Genomic DNA, 16,465 nt, shown 5'->3' with positions numbered 1-16,465 from the left:
CCTCGCGCTCTGCGGCTCAGCAGGCGCGATAACCTATGTTATCGCCGGAGCGGGCGGACGGCTGGAGCGTTGCCTTCATTGCCATGCCCAAGCTCAAAGTCTTCCGTACGCCCATCGGCTTCCACGACGCCTATGTCGCGGCCACTAGCCGCAAGGCAGCGCTGAAGGCCTGGGGTGCGGACGCGGACCTGTTCGCGCGCGGCGCGGCGGAGCAGGTCACGGACGAAGCGCTGATGGCGGAGCCGCTCGCCCGCCCCGGCGAGGTGATAAAGCGGCCGCGCGGCACCGCCGCCGATCATCTCGCCGCCTCCACCCCTCCGCGCCGGACGAAGAAAGCTGCGCCTGAGGCAAAGGCGAAGGCCCCCTCGCGCACCAAAGCTCCGCCCCGTCCCAGCCGCGCCGCTCTGACCGCGGCGGAGGAGGCCCTGGAAGATCATCGCCGCAATGTGGACGCGGAGATCGCGCGACTGGAAGCCGAACGCGCGCGGCTCACCAGCGAGATCGTCGCAACCCGCAAGTCGGCAGACCGCGAAGCGCGCAGGCTACAGGCGCAACATGACAAGGCGCGCGCCGACTATGATAAAGCGCTCAACAGATGGCGCGAGGGATGACGGGGAAGTATAAGTGAGCCCGTCGTCACCCCGAACTTGTTTCAGGGTCCATCCCTCCAGATTGACCGAACGAGCATCGGGCACGATGGATGTTGAAACAAGTTCAGGGTGACGGCCGACCTGAAAGCTCTCCCCTTCCACCCTTCCCCCCGCCCCGATCGCGCGCTACAGCGTCTTCCCATGATCCTCGTCATCGACAATTATGACAGCTTCACCTGGAACCTCGTCCATTATCTCATGGAACTGGGCGCGCAGGTGGAAGTCGTCCGCAACGACGCCATCTCAGCGGGTCAGGCGCTCTCCACCGGGGCGAAGGCCTTCCTGCTCTCGCCCGGCCCCTGCACCCCCAATGAAGCGGGCGTCAGTCTCGACCTCGTCGCCGCCTGCGCCGACGCGGGCGCGCCGTTGCTGGGCGTGTGCCTCGGCCATCAGGCGATCGGCCAGCATTTCGGCGGCAAGGTGGTGCGTGGCGGCCTCATGCACGGCAAGACGTCACCGGTCAGCCATGATGGCACCGGCCTTTTCGCCGGCCTGCCCTCACCCTTCACCGCGACCCGCTATCATTCGCTGATCGTGGAGGACATTCCCGACGCGCTGGTCGTCAATGCGACCAGCCAGGACGGCTCTGTAATGGCCTTCCGCCACGCAAGCCTGCCCATCCATTCGGTGCAGTTCCACCCGGAAAGCATCGCCACCGAATATGGGCACGAGATGCTGGCGAACTTCCTGACCATCGCGGGGTTGCCGGTGCGGACGCGGGAAGCGGCCTGATCTGTCCTACCCTCGGTCGCAGCCATAGAATGCGGATGCTTCTTTGCGGAAGTTGCTCGGGTAGGACATGAAATGTCAATTTCTGCGGGAAATATGCGAAGCTAAGCGGGATCGCCCCCTCGACAGCGCGCCCTTCCGCCGATTAAGGCCGGCGCGATGACCCGTCTGCCCGATCCTTCGATGCCGCTGGATGCCGATGCCGCCGCGCAGGCGTTCGACCTGCTGTTCGACGCCGATCTGACGGACGAAGACATCGCCGCCTTCCTCGTCGCCATGGCCCGGCGCGGCGAGACCGCGACGGAGATCGCGGCCGCTGCTCGCGCCATGCGCGCCCGCATGATCGCAGTCGAAGCGCCGGCCGGAGCCATCGACGTCTGCGGCACCGGGGGCGATGGCCACCACACCCTGAACGTCTCGACCGCCGTCAGCCTGGTCGTCGCAGCCGCCGGCGTGCCCGTCGCCAAGCACGGCAACCGCGCCGCCTCGTCCAAGGCCGGGGCGGCCGACACGCTGGAGGCGCTCGGCCTCGATCTCGACCGCGCTGCCGCCACGGCGCAGGCGACATTGGCCGATCTCGGCATCTGCTTCCTCTTCGCGCAAAACTACCACCCGGCGCTGAAGCGGCTCGGCCCGATCCGCAAGGCCATCGGGGAGCGGACCATCTTCAACCTGATGGGACCGCTCGCCAATCCCGCCCGCGTCCGCCGCCAGCTGATCGGCATCGCCCGCCCCGCCTATGTCCCCATCTATGCACAGGCGCTGGGCGACATCGGGGTGGATCATGCGATGATCGTGTCGGGGGACGAAGGGCTGGACGAACTCTCGCTCGCGGGCGGCAACGACGTGGCCGAAGTGACGGCGGACGGTCTTGTCGCGATGCGCCGCCTAACTGCCGCCGAGCTTGGCCTGGCGACGTATCCGGTCGAAGCGATCCGGGGTGGCGATGCCGCCCACAACGCCGCCGCGCTGCGCGGCCTGCTTCAGGGCGAACATGGCCCCTATCGCGACGCCGTGCTGCTGAACGCAGCCGCCGCCCTGCTGGTCGCCGGCGCCGTGCCGGACCTTCGCGAAGGCGTCGAGGAAGCCGCCGAAACCATCGACCGGGGCCTTGCCAACGCGCTCCTCAATTGCTGGATAGCCTATTCATGAACAAGCTCACCGAAATCTGCGACTTCAAGCGCGAGGATGTCGCGCGGCGCAAGGCGGCGACCAGCATGGCCGATCTTCAGGCGCGCGCCGCCGGCCAGACCCCGCCCCGTGGCTTCCGCCGCGCACTGGATGCCGCCGCCACGACCGGCTTCGGCCTCATCGCTGAGGTGAAGAAAGCCAGCCCTTCCAAGGGGCTGATCCGCCCCGATTTCGACCCGCCCGCCCATGCCGCCGCCTACGAAGCCGGCGGCGCGGCCTGCCTCTCGGTCCTCACCGACCAACCCTATTTCCAGGGCCATGACGATTATCTGGTGGCCGCCCGCGCCGCCTGCTCGCTGCCGGTGCTGCGCAAGGATTTCCTGGTCGATCCCTGGCAGGTGCTGGAAAGCCGGGCGTTGGGCGCGGACGCCATCCTCATCATCGTCGCCGCGCTCGATGACGGGCAGATGCGTGAGATTGAGGATGCCGCCCACGGCCTTGGCATGGACGCCTTGATCGAAGTGCATGACGACGCAGAACTGGAGCGCGCGCTGTCCCTCCGCTCCCGCCTCATCGGCGTCAACAATCGCGACTTGCGCGATTTCACGGTGGATTTCGCGCGCACCTACGAACTGGTCGGCAAGGCTCCCGAAGGCTGCACCTTCGTTGCCGAAAGCGGCCTTGCCGGCCATTCTGATCTCACCGCCATGGCCGACCACGGCGTGCGCTGCTTCCTCGTCGGTGAAACGCTGATGCGGCAGGCCGATGTCGAGGCGGCGACCCGCACGCTGCTGACCGGCGCATGAGCGGCGGCCTCACCCATCTGGACGAGGACGGCGCGGCACGCATGGTCGATGTGTCCGCCAAGGCGACTACCGCACGCGAAGCGGTCGCATCGGGCCGTATTGATATGAACCCGGACGCCGCCGCCGCCATTGCGCAAGGCCTCGTCAAGAAAGGCGACGTTCTGGCCGTGGCGCGTGTCGCCGGCATCATGGCGGCCAAGCGCACCGCCGACCTCATCCCGCTCTGCCACCCCATCGCCTTGAGCGCCGTGACGCTCGATTTCGATCTGGATGAAGGCGGCGTCACCGTCACCGCGACCGCCCGCACCGCAGGACAGACGGGTGTCGAAATGGAGGCGCTCACCGCTGCCTCCGTCGCCCTGCTCACCATCTATGACATGGCGAAGGCGCTGGACAAGGCCATGGTCATCGGCGGCGTTCGCCTCGAATCCAAGACCGGTGGCAAGTCAGGCGGCTGGCGGCGGACGCCATGAGCCTGCTCCCGGTCGCTGAGGCGCAGGCGCGCCTGTTCGCCCTCGCCTCGCCGCTGGCGGTGGAACAAGTGCCCGTGGTGCAAGCGGCCGGGCGCTGGCTGGCTCATGACGTTCTGGCGCTCCGCGACCAGCCCTGGGCCGATCTCTCGGCGATGGACGGCTATGCCGTGCGCGCGGCGGACTGGCCAGGCCCTTGGCGCGTCGTGGGTGAAAGCGCGGCCGGCGCGACCCAGCCTCAAGCTATCGGCGCGGGTGAAGCCGTCCGCATCTTCACCGGCGCGCCGCTCCCGCCGGGTGCCGACGCCGTCCTGATCCAGGAAAACGCCACGCGCGATGGCGACCACCTTACCGCCAGCCACGATCCCCTACCGTCCGGGCACCATGTCCGCCCTGCCGCATCCGACTTCGCGGACGGTGCGATATTGCTGGAGGCCGGGCTTCATCTTGGCCCGGCGCAGGTCGCGGCGGCGGTCCTTGCCGGCCATGGCGCGCTGCCCGTCCGCCGCCGACCGCGCGTCGCGCTGCTTTCCACCGGCAATGAGCTGGTGCCGCCCGGTGCGCCGGTGCCGCCCGGTTTCCTCCCTTCCTCGAACGCGCCGATGCTCGCTGCGATGCTGGCGGCGCTGCCATGCGAAGTCATCGACATGGGCATCGTGCCCGACGATCTAACGCAGATGACCGCCGCCTTCGCCAGCGCTGCGCAGGCGGACATCATCGTCACCACCGGCGGCGCATCGGTGGGGGATCATGACCTTGTCCGCCCCGCTTTTGAGCAGGCTGGCGGCGCGCTCGATTTCTGGAAAATCCGTATGCGTCCCGGCAAGCCGCTGATGGCTGGCAAGCTCGGGGACGCGCTCTTCCTTGGCCTGCCCGGCAATCCGGTTTCCGCCTTCGTCACTGCGACGCTCTTCCTCCTACCCCTCCTGCGCCACATCAGCGGCGCCGCCCGCCCCCTGCCGCGCAGCAGCGACGCACCGCTCGCCTCACCGCTTCCCGCGACAGGCGAGCGTGACGACTATCTGCGCGCCTTCCGCGCCGAGGGCGGCATCGTATCGGTCACATCGCAGGACAGCGCCGCCACGGCCGCCATGGCGCGAGCCGACTGCCTGATCCTGCGTCCCGCCGGCTCCCCTCCCGCCTCGGCTGGCGACCGGGTGACCATCCTCCCGCTAGATTGACCTGGGTCAAATTCGGCGGGTTCTTTGCTTGACGAACCACTTTGTGTTTCCTATGCGTTCCTCATACGTTCCATGGAGGATCGCGATGTTGACGCCCAAGCAGCAGGAATTGCTGAGCTTCATTCAGACCCGGCTTGACGAAGGCGGCGTATCGCCCTCGTTCGAGGAGATGAAGGACGCGCTCGACCTGCGGTCCAAATCGGGCATCCATCGGCTGATCAACGCGCTGGAGGAACGCGGCTTCATCCGCCGCCTGCCCAATCGCGCCCGCGCGCTCGAAGTGCTGAAGCTGCCGGACGCCATGCACCGCGCGCCCGCCCCGGTCGTGTCGCTGAAGCCCAAGGCTGCGCCCGCGCTCCCGATCGCAGCCAACGACGTAATCGAAATCCCCCTGCACGGCCGCATCGCCGCCGGCGTCCCGATCGAGGCGATGGAGGGGCAGACGATGTTGTCCGTCCCCGCCGCGCTGCTTGGTGCCGGTGATCATTATGCGCTGGAAGTGTCGGGCGATTCGATGGTGGAGGCCGGCATCCTCGATGGCGACTTCGCGCTCATCCAGCGCACTGAAGTCGCGCGCGAAGGCCAGATCGTCGTCGCCCTGATCGACGATGCCGAAGCGACGCTCAAATATTTCCGTCGCGAAGGCGCGAAGGTCCGCCTGGATCCGGCCAACGCGGCCTATGAGCCGCAAATCTACGACCCGCGCCAAGTGCGCATTCAGGGCAAGCTCGCCGGGCTGCTTCGTCGGTATAATTGAGGTCGCCCGCGGCGGACCTGGCGCGCGATCCACGGATGCGCGTCGCCCGGTTGCCGAACGGTGCGGATATCGCCGCTCGCGAGGGCGATCGACAGCCCTCCGGTGCGGGCGAGCAGGCGGCGGTCGATCTTCAACCAGCGCGGCTTGCACCATCGCGGCAAGGCCCGGTCGCTGACCACGATATCCGCCGCCGCGCAATCGCGCGCGAACGTCCGCCGCTCGATCAGCATGTCACTGCGCGTGAACAGCAACCGCCATCGCCGCCCTCCGCTTTCCATGCGCAGTGCGCACAAATCCTGCGAGCAACGCGCGCCGGGCAGACTCGCCAGCGCCGCCAGCTCTCCGTCATAGCCGGCGCTTTCCGATAGCATGTCGCGCACATAGTCCCCGGCCCGCTCGCGCAGCAGCGCCATGCCCTCGTCAGTCCGAACCGCCACATGTCGTCCATCGCCCGTGACCAGGATGTCGGGCGGTCGCGCCGTCAGCGTCAGGATCATCCCCACCAGCACCGGCGGCACTCCAAGCCATCGCCAGCGGCTGCGCCAGAGCAGGCACCATAGCAGGCCGGCGATCATCCCGCCGAACAACGCGTCGCTTGTCGCCGGGGCTAGCATCGTCGCCATCGGACTTGCCGCCACGCCATGCGCGATTCCCAGCAACAGGTCCAGCGCTCGTCCCGTCAACCACCAGAAGGGCGCGCCCAGCCCTACAATGTCCAGCGTCAACGCCAGCGCCTCCAGCGGCATAACGACGAAGGTCGTCAGCGGGATCGCCACGAGATTGGCGAACGCGCCGAGCATACCCGCCTTATGGAAGTGAAACAGCGCGATGGGCATCAGCGCCAGCTCCACCGCCACCCCGGTCGCCAATGTTACGGCTAACATGCGCAACCCCTTGCGAAACACGCTCTCGTCGCGCGCCGCCGCAAAGGCGCGGAATGCCCGATGCTCCGACAGCGCCACCAGCGCCGTGACTGCCGCGAAACTCATCTGAAAACTCGGCCCCACCAGCGCCTCGGGCCAGAAGATCAGCACCGCCAGCGCGCCCGTCGCGACCAGCCGCAGCGTCATGGCGTCCCGCCCCATCGCCAGCCCGCCCAGCACCAGCAAGGCCGCGACGCAGGACCGCAGCGTCGGCACCTCCGCACCCGTCAGCCAGGTATAGAAGATGCCCGCCAGCGCCCCTCCCGCCGCCGCGATCAACATCAACGGCAGTGTCAACGCCGCGCGCCGGCTCAGCGCCAGCGTCCGCATCAGCAGGAATATGACCGCGCCGATCAGCGCCGTCACATGCAAGCCGCTGATCGACAGCAGGTGTGCCAGCCCGCTGCGCCGCATCGCTTCGGCATCCTCCTCGGCGATCGCGCCCTGATCGCCCGTCGCCAGCGCGGCGGCGATCCCACCCCCGGCCCCATCCACGCGCTCAAGTATATGGCCGAACAACCGGGCGCGCAGCGGCGGGGCCGCGTCCGATGCACGCAAGACTTCGACAGGCTTCAGCGCCTTGCCGGTCGCGCCGATACCCTGGAAATAAGCGCGAGCTGCAAAGTCATATCCGCCCGGTACGCTCGGCGGCGCGGGCGGCATCAACCGTGCGCGAAACCGGATCGTCGCGCCTTCGCCCAGCCCCGCCGGCACGTCCGCCTTCGCGATGTTGATCCGCACCAGGCTCGGCAGGTCCGGCGCGTCGACGGGCCGCACGCGCACCCGCACGATGTCCTGCGCGGGCACGTCCTGCACCGACTCCACCGTTCCCATCACGCGCGCAAACACCGCGCGGGCAAGCGGCCTCTCGCCGATCACCGCCGCCTTGCCCCACACCAGCAGGCATCCGGCGCACAGCAGCGTCGCGCCTATGATGACCATCCGCCGCACCCGTCCGCCAGCCGGCAGCATCGCGCCGATGCACGCCAGCGCCAGCATCCCGCAGCACAGTGCCAGCCACATCGGCGCGTTGGGCAGCATGAACCACGCCGCCACCCCTGCGCCCAGCGCGACCGGCACCCACAGGCCGACCTGCTCCCGTTCCTCTTCCAGCCATCCTTCCGCTGCGGCGCGGGCCGTGGTCAGCCATTGCGCAGCCCCCGCCCGAAGGGACGTTTGTCGCGGCGCAAAAGCCATGCTAGGGGGCGTCGCATCCATGGGTCGGCAAGGCGAATGTCAAAGAATATGAGCGGAAGTGCAACGGGAATGAACAAGGCTGTGGTGACCCGTTTCGCCCCCTCGCCCACGGGCTATCTGCACATCGGCGGCGCGCGCACGGCGCTCTTCAACTGGCTCTTCGCGCGGCATCATGGCGGCAAGTTCCTGCTCCGCATCGAAGACACGGACCGCGCCCGTTCGACCGAGGAGGCTGTCGCGGCCATCTTTGACGGGCTTGAATGGCTCGGCCTTGGCGGCGACGAGCCCGCTGTCTTCCAGTTCGAGCGTACGCCCCGCCATGCGGAGGTCGCGAACCAACTGCTCGACGCCGGCCACGCCTATAGATGTTACGCGACGCCCGAAGAGCTTGCTGACCTGCGCGAACAGCAGCGCGCGGCCAAGCAGCCGCTGCGCTATGACGGCCGCTGGCGCGATCGCTTGGCCGAGGAAGCACCCGAAGGCGCGCCCTTCGTCATCCGCATCAAGGCGCCACGCGAGGGCGAAACGGTGATCGAGGATGCGGTGCAGGGCCGCGTCGTCGTCCAGAACAGCGAACTGGACGACATGATCCTGCTCCGCTCGGACGGCACGCCCACCTATATGCTGGCGGTCGTCGTGGACGATCATGACATGGGTGTGACCCACGTTATCCGCGGCGACGACCATCTCAACAACGCCTTCCGTCAGCTGACGATCATCAAGGCGATGGCCTGGGAAGAGCCGACCTACGCCCATATCCCCCTGATCCACGGGTCGGACGGCGCGAAGCTGTCGAAGCGGCACGGCGCGCTGGGAGTGGACGCCTATCGCGACGAGATGGGCATGTTGCCAGAAGCGGTGCTTAACTATCTGCTGCGGCTGGGCTGGGGCCATGGCGACGAGGAAATCTTGTCCGTAGCGCGCGCCATCGAACTGTTCGACATCAATGGCGTTGGCCGCTCGCCCTCGCGCTTCGACATCAAGAAACTGGAAAATCTGAACGGCCATTATCTGCGGGAGGCGGATGATGCGCGCCTGGCGGCCCTTGTCGCGCCGCGCGTGGAAAGCCGGCTCGGCATCCTGCTGACCGACGCCAACCGCGACATACTGACCGCCGCGATGCCCTCGCTCAAGCCGCGTGCGAAGACGCTGAACGAGATCGCGGAAGGCGCGGAATTCCTGTTCAAGGCCGTGCCGCTGGATTTTGACGAAAAGGCATCCGCTCTGCTAGACGATTCCGCGCGCGCGCTGCTGACCAAGACAGCCGACGCTCTGCAAGCCGTCCAGTCCTGGACGGTCGAAGCGATCGAAGACGCAATACGCCGCGTGGCGGAGGATGCTGGCCTGGGGCTGGGCAAGGTGGCGCAGCCGCTCAGGGCGGCGCTCACCGGACGCACGGTCTCGCCGGGTATTTTCGATGTCCTCTTTCTGTTGGGGAAAGAGGAGAGCTTGGAACGACTGACCGCGGCAGGGCACGCCACGGCTGGTTGATGGCACGCAAGGAGAACAATATGTCCGATAAAAATGCCACTCTGACCGTCGGCGGGGAGAGCGCCGACTACGCCATCATGAATGGCACCGTGGGTCCGCAGGTCATCGACGTGCGGAAGCTCTACGCCAACACGGGCATGTTCACCTACGATCCCGGCTTCACCTCGACCGCCAGTTGCGATTCGGGGCTCACCTATATCGATGGCGACGCGGGCATCCTGCTCCATCGCGGCTATCCGATCGACCAGCTCGCCGAACAGTCGAGCTTCATGGAAGTCAGCTATCTGCTGCTCAACGGCGAATTGCCCTCGAAGAAGGAGCTGGAGGACTTCACCCGCACGATCACGCGCCACACGATGGTGCATGAACAGCTCACCACCTTCTATCGCGGCTTCCGTCGCGACGCGCACCCGATGGCGATCATGTGCGGCGTTGTCGGCGCGCTCTCGGCCTTCTATCACGACTCGACCGACATCAACGATCCGGAACAGCGCAAGATCGCCAGCCACCGCCTGATCGCGAAGATGCCGACGATCGCGGCGATGGCGTATAAATATTCGGTGGGTCAGCCCTTCGTCTATCCGCGTAACGACCTCTCCTACACCGCCAACTTCCTGCGCATGACCTTCTCGGTCCCGGCGGAGGAATATGTGGTCGATCCGGTGATCGCCGACGCGATGGACAAGATCTTCATCCTCCACGCCGACCATGAGCAGAACGCCTCGACCTCGACCGTGCGCCTTGCCGGTTCGTCGGGCGCCAATCCCTTCGCCTGCATCGCGGCGGGCATCGCCTGCCTCTGGGGTCCGGCGCATGGCGGCGCGAACGAAGCCGCGCTCAACATGCTGCGCGAGATCGGCACGGTGGACCGCATCCCGGAATATATCGCCCGCGCCAAGAACAAGGACGATCCGTTCCGCCTGATGGGCTTCGGCCACCGCGTGTACAAGAATTACGATCCGCGCGCGACGGTCATGCAGAAGACCGCGAAGGACGTGCTGGAGAAGCTGGGCGTCACCGACCCGGTGTTCGACGTCGCGAAGGAACTGGAGCAGATCGCGCTCAACGATCCCTATTTCATCGAAAAGAAGCTCTACCCGAACGTCGATTTCTATTCGGGCGTGATCCTGTCGGCCATCGGCTTCCCGACCGAGATGTTCACCGTGCTGTTCGCGCTCGCCCGCACCGTGGGCTGGGTCGCGCAGTGGAACGAGATGATCTCCGACCCAGCGCAGAAGATCGGCCGTCCGCGTCAGCTCTACACCGGCCCGACGCAGCGCGATTACGTCCCGGTCGGCAACCGCTGACACGGACAGGATGAAAATGAAGCACGGCGCCCCTCACCGGGCGCCGTTTTTCATGGGGCACTCAGCCGCCGCGCCGTCCGCCGCGCACCATCTCTTCCATCCAGTTGACCAGCAGCCGGTTATAGGCCTTGCGACAGCTTTCGTTGCGCAGCGAATGGTCCGCCCCCTTCAATATCCGGTGGCTGAGCGATGATGCGCGGTGAAAGGCAGCGATATAGGATGTGATCGCCGTGTGCGGCACATAGCTGTCATTCTCCGATTCCACGATCAGCACATCGCCGGTGAACCGCTCGCCGGCCGCAAGCGCCCTGTCCTCGCGTGGGCTGCGGAATGCGCTTCGATATCGGTTGATCTCGTCCCGATCGATCAACGCCTTGGGCACGTCCCAATGGCTGTCGGGATAAAGCGCCGGCACTCGCAGCGCCAGCCATGTCACGGGCCGCTCCGCCGTCAGCAACGTCGCCAGATAGCCGCCATAGCTCGTCCCCACCACGCCGATGGCCGAGGGGTCCACGCCTTCCTGCGAAGTCAGAAAATCATAGGCGGCGGTCACATCGGCCAGTCCGTCCGCCCGCGTGACGATATTGCGCTCATCGGCATGGCGCGCATGGCCGCGCAGGTCGAAGGTGAAGCAGATGCAGCCCAGCTGGGCAATTTCCTCGGCCCGGACCATATCCTGTTCCTGGCTCCCGCCCCAGCCGTGGATGAACAGCACGCCGGGTATCAGCTTGGCGGGCGACAGCAGCGTGCCATCCAGATGCTCGCCATCCACCTTGATCGAAACCCGTCCATCGGTCGCGTTCGCCTGATGCGCCGTCATAGTTCCACTGCATATTTGGTCATCGGACCAGCGACGGGATCGACACCGCCATAATAGAGGCTCGCCTGCGGCGGCGCCGCATCGACATCGCCATAAACCTCCATCGTCGCGCAGGTGACGCTGCGGCGATCGGGATCACGCGCCAGCGCCTCGAAGGCAGCGATTTCCGCCCCGCTCGCCCCGCCCGGTCGCCAGCTTTGCTCCAGCACGCCGATCCGCCGTTCGCCCCGGCCGTTATGTCCGAACGCAACGTCATAGTTGCGACGCGACGCGATCAGCCCCGGATAGGCTTGGAACACCGCGTGGTCATAGGCAGTCGCCTTCGCCACCGCTTCGGCCAACTCCACCGCCAGCGGCTCCCGCGCCAGCGCATCGAAGCCGCCGCGCACCACATGCAGCTGCGACCCGCCATAGACGGTTTCGCCATGATTGTTCATCGTCAGCCTTTGGGTGCCCCAATAGGCGATGGACTGGCCAAACAGGGTCACCGTGCCCACGCTGAAGGTCGTGACGTCTTCCAGATTTTCTTCGATCACCAGGCCCTTTGCGGCGATCTCGTCGGGGTCGCGCTCCGCAATGGCGGCGTCCAGCGCTTCGATGCTCGCAACCTCCGTCTGTCCCCGTCCCGACGTACCGTCCACATCCTTGACCCGCGCAGGACCGCTGGCAAGCAGCAGCCGGCCTGCCGCCTTGGCGTCCGCCACGGAAAAGATGGAAAAGCCGTCCAGCACGCACGGCGCGATCGCCTTTCCCAGCGCATGGGACCACCCCGCCGGAGCCGGCGCATCGTCCAGCAGCAGGCCGTGGCTGACAATCTTCGTCGAAATGAAGCCGCAGGGCGTCACGCCGCCATAGATTTGCGACTCCTGCGTAACGCCGATCGCATCCGCCTCCGCCCGGTCCAGCACGGCGTCCGGCACCAGCAGCAGGTTCAGCCCGTAGAGATCGGCGGGGCGCAGGGCGCGCCATGCGTCTTCGTCCATCACGCTGCCCTGCCCCAGCAGCGCTATCCGCCGGATCATCTCGTTACGGGATGCCCGGTCATGCTCGTTGGTCATCGTCGCAGAAGCGCTGAAATAGGGCGCGATGTGCGGTCGGAAAGCCAATCCCATATCTGCCTCCTCGCGCCGGCAGCATGGGTGCGGCGCATCGGGGAAACGCCACAGTCCTGGGAAATGTCCATCGCGTCGGCCGGTCGCGCGGCCTTAGATGCCGCCGTCCGTTACGGGCCAGCCGCCCTCTTCCAGCGCGCGCGTGAGATCGCCGGTGCAGGCGTCCAGCGCCGCCGGGTCGGTGGACCGGATCACGAAGTTCGCGCCCGTCCGCCCGTCGCGGAAAAAGGGATAGCTGCCGATCTGGCAACCGTCGTGCGCCTTTTCCGTCCGGCCCAGCAGGTCCGCGATCTCGCTTTCCGCAACCCAACAGCCGATGGTGCGCGACAGCAGGGGCAGCCCGCCCTCCAGCGTGCCGGTCAGGCTTTCCAGCATCCCGGCTGTGATATGCGGCACGCCGGCCATGATGAAGATGTTGCCGAGCCGGATGCCCGGTGCGCCCGACATGCGATTCTCGATCAGGTTCGCGCCCTGCGGCACCCGCGCCATCCGTAGCCGCGCCTCCGTCAACCCGCCGCGCGTCTCATAATAGGCGTCCAGCACCGCGCGCGCTTGCGGATGCACCACCACGTCCACGTCCAGCGCCTGCGCGATCGAATCGACGGTGATGTCGTCATGGGTCGGCCCGATGCCGCCCGTAGTGAACAGATAGTCGTTGCGGGCCCGCAGCGCGTTCACCGCCTCAACGATGGCGTCGGCGACGTCGGGAACCACGCGCACCTCGCGCAGCCTTATGCCCTGCACGTTCAGCCAGGACGCGATCTGCGCGATGTTCTTGTCCTGGGTGCGACCGGACAGGATCTCGTCGCCGATCACGATCAGCGCTGCGGTCCAGATTCGGGTCGGATCGGCCATGGCGACAGCCAATAGCCCGGCCATGCGGTCCTGCCTAGCGCCCTCTCGCAATATGCGGCGCAAATGCCTATAAACGCTGCATGACCGAATATATGACGATGACGGCCGATGCGCCGGTGACCCGCTCCGCCGCGATCAAACTCTATGACGAAACGGGCTTCGCCGGCATGCGAAAAGCGGGCCGACTGGCGGCCGAGATCCTCGACGCGCTCGTGCCGCATGTCGTGCCGGGCGTCACGACCGGTGAACTGGACGACATCGTCCGCCGCATGACGCTGGACGGCGGCGGCGTGCCTGCGACGCTTGGGTATCGCGGTTATACCCACAGCTGCTGCACCAGCCTGAACAACGTCATCTGCCACGGCATTCCGGGCGATTATCGCCTGAAGGACGGCGACATCCTCAACATCGACGTCACGCCGCTGGTCGACGGCTGGCATGGCGACAGCAGCCGCATGTACATCGCCGGCGAAACATCGATCAAGGCGCGCCGCCTAATTGAAGTTACCTATGAATGCCTGATGCTGGGCATCGAACAGGCGAAGCCGGGCAATCATCTGGGCGACATCGGCCATGTGATCCAGCGGCATGCGGAAAAGCATCGCTATGGCGTGGTGCGCGACTTCTGCGGCCATGGCCTGGGCCGGGTGTTCCACGACAGTCCCGAAGTCGTGCATGTCGGCCGTCCTGGCACCGGCCCCGAGCTGCGCCCCGGCATGTTCTTCACCATCGAACCCATGATCAATATCGGCAAGCCCGGCGTGAAGATGCTGGACGATGGCTGGACGGCGGTCACGCGCGACCGCACCCTGTCGGCGCAGTTCGAACACAGCATCGGCATCACCGAAACCGGCTGCGAAATCTTCACCAAAAGCCCGGCGGGACTGGACTGCCCGCCCTATCTGGCCTGACGATAGAGGTCTGCTCAAAAAACAGGCATAGCGTTACCATATTGCCCGAAATCAGGGCAATATGGACAAAGATTGCGGCTTGGCCGAAAGCATGTCCTAGCGATTCGCCGCTTGGCACGGTAATTGATTGGTAACGATGGACGAGGCCGCCTCGGGGGGCATGATGATCGTCTGTTCGGAAGACAAGGGACGCGGGTTCCTCCCGCTCTCCCGGCGTGCGTCATGGGTTGGGATGTGAAGTGATGAAAAAGATCGAGGCGATCATCAAGCCGTTCAAGCTGGATGAGGTGAAGGAAGCGCTGCACGAAGTGGGCGTGTCCGGCATCACCGTGACTGAGGCCAAGGGTTTCGGCAGGCAGAAGGGCCATACCGAGCTTTACCGCGGCGCCGAATATGTGGTCGATTTCCTTCCCAAGGTGAAGCTGGAGGTCGTCGTGGACGACAATCTTGCCGAACGCGTGGTCGAAGCGATCAGCGCCGCCGCGCAGACCGGTCGCATCGGCGACGGCAAGATCTTCATCTCCAACATCGAGGGCGCGGTGCGCATCCGCACCGGCGAACGCGACAGCGACGCCATCTGACGTTCATATCCACCGCCGGTTTGCAGGGGATCGGCGGCCAGCAACTTCAACGACCCCTTCGGGGGGGTTCTTTACAGAGAAGGGCAACTGCACATGGCCAACACGCCAAAAGACATCCTGAAGATGATCGAGGAAAAGGAGATCGAGTGGGTCGATGTCCGTTTCACCGATCCCAAGGGCAAGTGGCAGCACCTGACCATGGTGTCGAGCGTGCTCGGCGAGGATGAGTTGACCCAGGGCCTGATGTTCGACGGTTCGTCGATCGAAGGCTGGAAGGCGATCAACGAGTCGGACATGATCCTGAAGCCCGACCTGGACGCCGTCTATGTGGATCCGTTCAGCGCGACGCCGATGCTGATCATCTTCTGCGACATCGTCGAGCCCGACACCGGCGAGCTTTACAGCCGCGATCCCCGCTCCACCGCAAAGCGCGCCGAAGCCTTCGTGAAGTCGGCCGGTTTTGGCGACACCGTCTATGTCGGTCCCGAAGCCGAATTCTTCATGTTCGACGATGTGCGTTTCGAAAACGACTATTCGCAGAGCTACTTCAAGATCGACGACATCGAACTGCCAACCAACACCGGCAAGGAATATGAAGGCGGCAACCTGGGCCACCGCCCCCGCGCCAAGGGCGGCTATTTCCCCGTCGCGCCGGTCGATCCCTGCACCGACATCCGCGCCGAAATGGTGTCGACGATGCTCGAAATGGGCCTGCCCTGCGACAAGCATCACCATGAAGTCGCCGCCGCGCAGCACGAACTGGGCCTGACCTTCGGTACGCTGGTCCAGACCGCCGACCGCATGCAGATCTACAAATATGTCGTGCAGATGGTCGCCCAGGCCTACGGCAAGACCGCGACCTTCATGCCCAAGCCGATCGCGCAGGATAACGGCTCGGGCATGCACACCCATATGTCGATCTGGGAAGGCGGCAAGCCGCTCTTCGCCGGCGACGGCTATGCCGGCCTCTCCGATACCTGCCTTTATTTCATCGGCGGCGTCATCAAGCATGCCAAGGCTCTCAACGCCTTCACCAACCCGACCACCAACAGCTACAAGCGGCTGGTGCCGGGCTTTGAAGCGCCGGTGCTGCTCGCCTACTCGGCGCGCAACCGTTCGGCCTCCTGCCGCATCCCCTATGGCGCGGGCGCCAAGGCGAAGCGCGTGGAATTCCGCTTCCCCGACGCGATGGCGAACCCCTATCTCTGCTACGCCGCGCTGCTGATGGCGGGCCTCGACGGCATCGAGAACAAGATCCATCCGGGCGCCGCGATGGACAAGAATCTCTACGACCTGCCGCCCGAAGAGCTGAGCCAGGTGCCGACCGTCTGCGGTTCGCTCCGTGAAGCGCTCAACAGCCTGGAAGCCGATCACGACTTCCTGCTGAAGGGCGACGTCTTCACCAAGGACCAGATCGAAGCCTATATCGAGCTGAAGTGGCCCGAAGTCTATCGCTGGGAAATGGCCCCCTCGCCGGTCGAATTCGACATGTACTACAGCGCCTGAACCCTTTCTCAGGCCAACGGGAAGGCCCGGTCGCAGCG

General features: G+C 65.9%; 16 protein-coding genes. 12 read left to right on the top strand and 4 right to left on the bottom strand.

Annotated features, from left to right (window positions below; genetic code table 11):
* The first annotated feature begins 35 nt into the window (after positions 1-35).
* The 7 genes from ACFQ24_RS12225 to lexA all read left to right on the top strand — a co-directional run bounded on the left by ACFQ24_RS12225 (position 36) and on the right by lexA (position 5,724).
* On the top strand, positions 36-611 hold the full coding sequence (locus ACFQ24_RS12225) for a hypothetical protein (protein WP_380911559.1): 576 nt from the start codon (positions 36-38) through the stop codon (positions 609-611).
* Between the two features lie 180 nt (positions 612-791).
* Positions 792-1,382 (top strand): anthranilate synthase component II, encoded by a 591-nt coding sequence (locus ACFQ24_RS12220; RefSeq protein ID WP_380911557.1) that lies wholly within the window; start codon positions 792-794, stop codon positions 1,380-1,382.
* 156 nt (positions 1,383-1,538) lie between these two features.
* A complete protein-coding gene (gene trpD, locus ACFQ24_RS12215) occupies positions 1,539-2,531 on the top strand; it encodes an anthranilate phosphoribosyltransferase (protein ID WP_380911555.1) in 993 nt (330 codons plus the stop codon).
* Positions 2,528-3,316, top strand: coding sequence for an indole-3-glycerol phosphate synthase TrpC (gene trpC / locus ACFQ24_RS12210; RefSeq protein ID WP_380911553.1), 789 nt, complete (start codon positions 2,528-2,530; stop codon positions 3,314-3,316). The genes trpD and trpC overlap by 4 nt, the downstream gene beginning before the upstream one ends.
* The gene (gene moaC, locus ACFQ24_RS12205) at positions 3,313-3,789 is read left to right on the top strand and encodes a cyclic pyranopterin monophosphate synthase MoaC (protein ID WP_380911551.1); all 477 of its coding nucleotides are present in this window, start codon (positions 3,313-3,315) and stop codon (positions 3,787-3,789) included. Before trpC ends, moaC begins: the two co-directional genes overlap by 4 nt.
* Positions 3,786-4,967, top strand: a complete 1,182-nt coding sequence (locus tag ACFQ24_RS12200; protein WP_380911549.1) for a molybdopterin molybdotransferase MoeA — start codon at positions 3,786-3,788, stop codon at positions 4,965-4,967. The genes moaC and ACFQ24_RS12200 overlap by 4 nt, the downstream gene beginning before the upstream one ends.
* Positions 4,968-5,052: 85 nt before the next feature.
* A complete protein-coding gene (gene lexA, locus ACFQ24_RS12195) occupies positions 5,053-5,724 on the top strand; it encodes a transcriptional repressor LexA (protein ID WP_380911547.1) in 672 nt (223 codons plus the stop codon).
* Here the strand turns inward: lexA and ACFQ24_RS12190 are convergent.
* A complete protein-coding gene (locus tag ACFQ24_RS12190; RefSeq protein WP_380911545.1) occupies positions 5,685-7,844 on the bottom strand; it encodes a ComEC/Rec2 family competence protein in 2,160 nt (719 codons plus the stop codon). The genes lexA and ACFQ24_RS12190 overlap by 40 nt on opposite strands.
* Before the next feature lie 69 nt (positions 7,845-7,913).
* On the opposite strand from ACFQ24_RS12190, the gene gltX reads away from it, so the two are divergent.
* Both gltX and ACFQ24_RS12180 read left to right on the top strand, forming a co-directional pair.
* Positions 7,914-9,335 (top strand): glutamate--tRNA ligase, encoded by a 1,422-nt coding sequence (gltX, locus tag ACFQ24_RS12185; RefSeq protein ID WP_380911640.1) that lies wholly within the window; start codon positions 7,914-7,916, stop codon positions 9,333-9,335.
* Between the two features lie 20 nt (positions 9,336-9,355).
* The gene (locus ACFQ24_RS12180) at positions 9,356-10,642 is read left to right on the top strand and encodes a citrate synthase (RefSeq protein WP_380911543.1); all 1,287 of its coding nucleotides are present in this window, start codon (positions 9,356-9,358) and stop codon (positions 10,640-10,642) included.
* Positions 10,643-10,703: 61 nt separating this feature from the next.
* Here the strand turns inward: ACFQ24_RS12180 and ACFQ24_RS12175 are convergent, their stop codons facing one another.
* From ACFQ24_RS12175 to ACFQ24_RS12165, 3 genes are all read right to left on the bottom strand, one after another.
* Positions 10,704-11,462: an alpha/beta hydrolase family protein gene (locus ACFQ24_RS12175; RefSeq protein ID WP_380911542.1), complete on the bottom strand. Its 759-nt coding sequence runs from the start codon at positions 11,460-11,462 to the stop codon at positions 10,704-10,706.
* On the bottom strand, positions 11,459-12,574 hold the full coding sequence (locus ACFQ24_RS12170; RefSeq protein WP_380911540.1) for a DUF3182 family protein: 1,116 nt from the start codon (positions 12,572-12,574) through the stop codon (positions 11,459-11,461). Before ACFQ24_RS12170 ends, ACFQ24_RS12175 begins: the two co-directional genes overlap by 4 nt.
* Before the next feature lie 93 nt (positions 12,575-12,667).
* The gene (locus tag ACFQ24_RS12165) at positions 12,668-13,429 is read right to left on the bottom strand and encodes a competence/damage-inducible protein A (RefSeq protein ID WP_380911638.1); all 762 of its coding nucleotides are present in this window, start codon (positions 13,427-13,429) and stop codon (positions 12,668-12,670) included.
* 80 nt (positions 13,430-13,509) lie between these two features.
* On the opposite strand from ACFQ24_RS12165, the gene map reads away from it, so the two are divergent.
* The 3 genes from map (at position 13,510) to glnA (ending at position 16,427) form a co-directional block, all read left to right on the top strand.
* A complete protein-coding gene (gene map, locus ACFQ24_RS12160; protein ID WP_380911538.1) occupies positions 13,510-14,340 on the top strand; it encodes a type I methionyl aminopeptidase in 831 nt (276 codons plus the stop codon).
* A gap of 242 nt (positions 14,341-14,582) precedes the next feature.
* Positions 14,583-14,921 (top strand): P-II family nitrogen regulator, encoded by a 339-nt coding sequence (locus tag ACFQ24_RS12155; protein WP_380911536.1) that lies wholly within the window; start codon positions 14,583-14,585, stop codon positions 14,919-14,921.
* A gap of 93 nt (positions 14,922-15,014) precedes the next feature.
* Entirely contained in the window at positions 15,015-16,427 is a 1,413-nt protein-coding gene (gene glnA / locus ACFQ24_RS12150) for a type I glutamate--ammonia ligase (RefSeq protein WP_380911534.1), read from the top strand.
* The last annotated feature ends 38 nt before the right edge of the window (positions 16,428-16,465 follow it).

It is taken from the genome of Sphingobium olei (assembly GCF_042678845.1).
Classification (GTDB): domain Bacteria; phylum Pseudomonadota; class Alphaproteobacteria; order Sphingomonadales; family Sphingomonadaceae; genus Sphingobium; species Sphingobium olei.
Note: the sequence above shows the minus strand (reverse complement) of the source record. Positions and strands in the feature narration are given on the sequence as shown.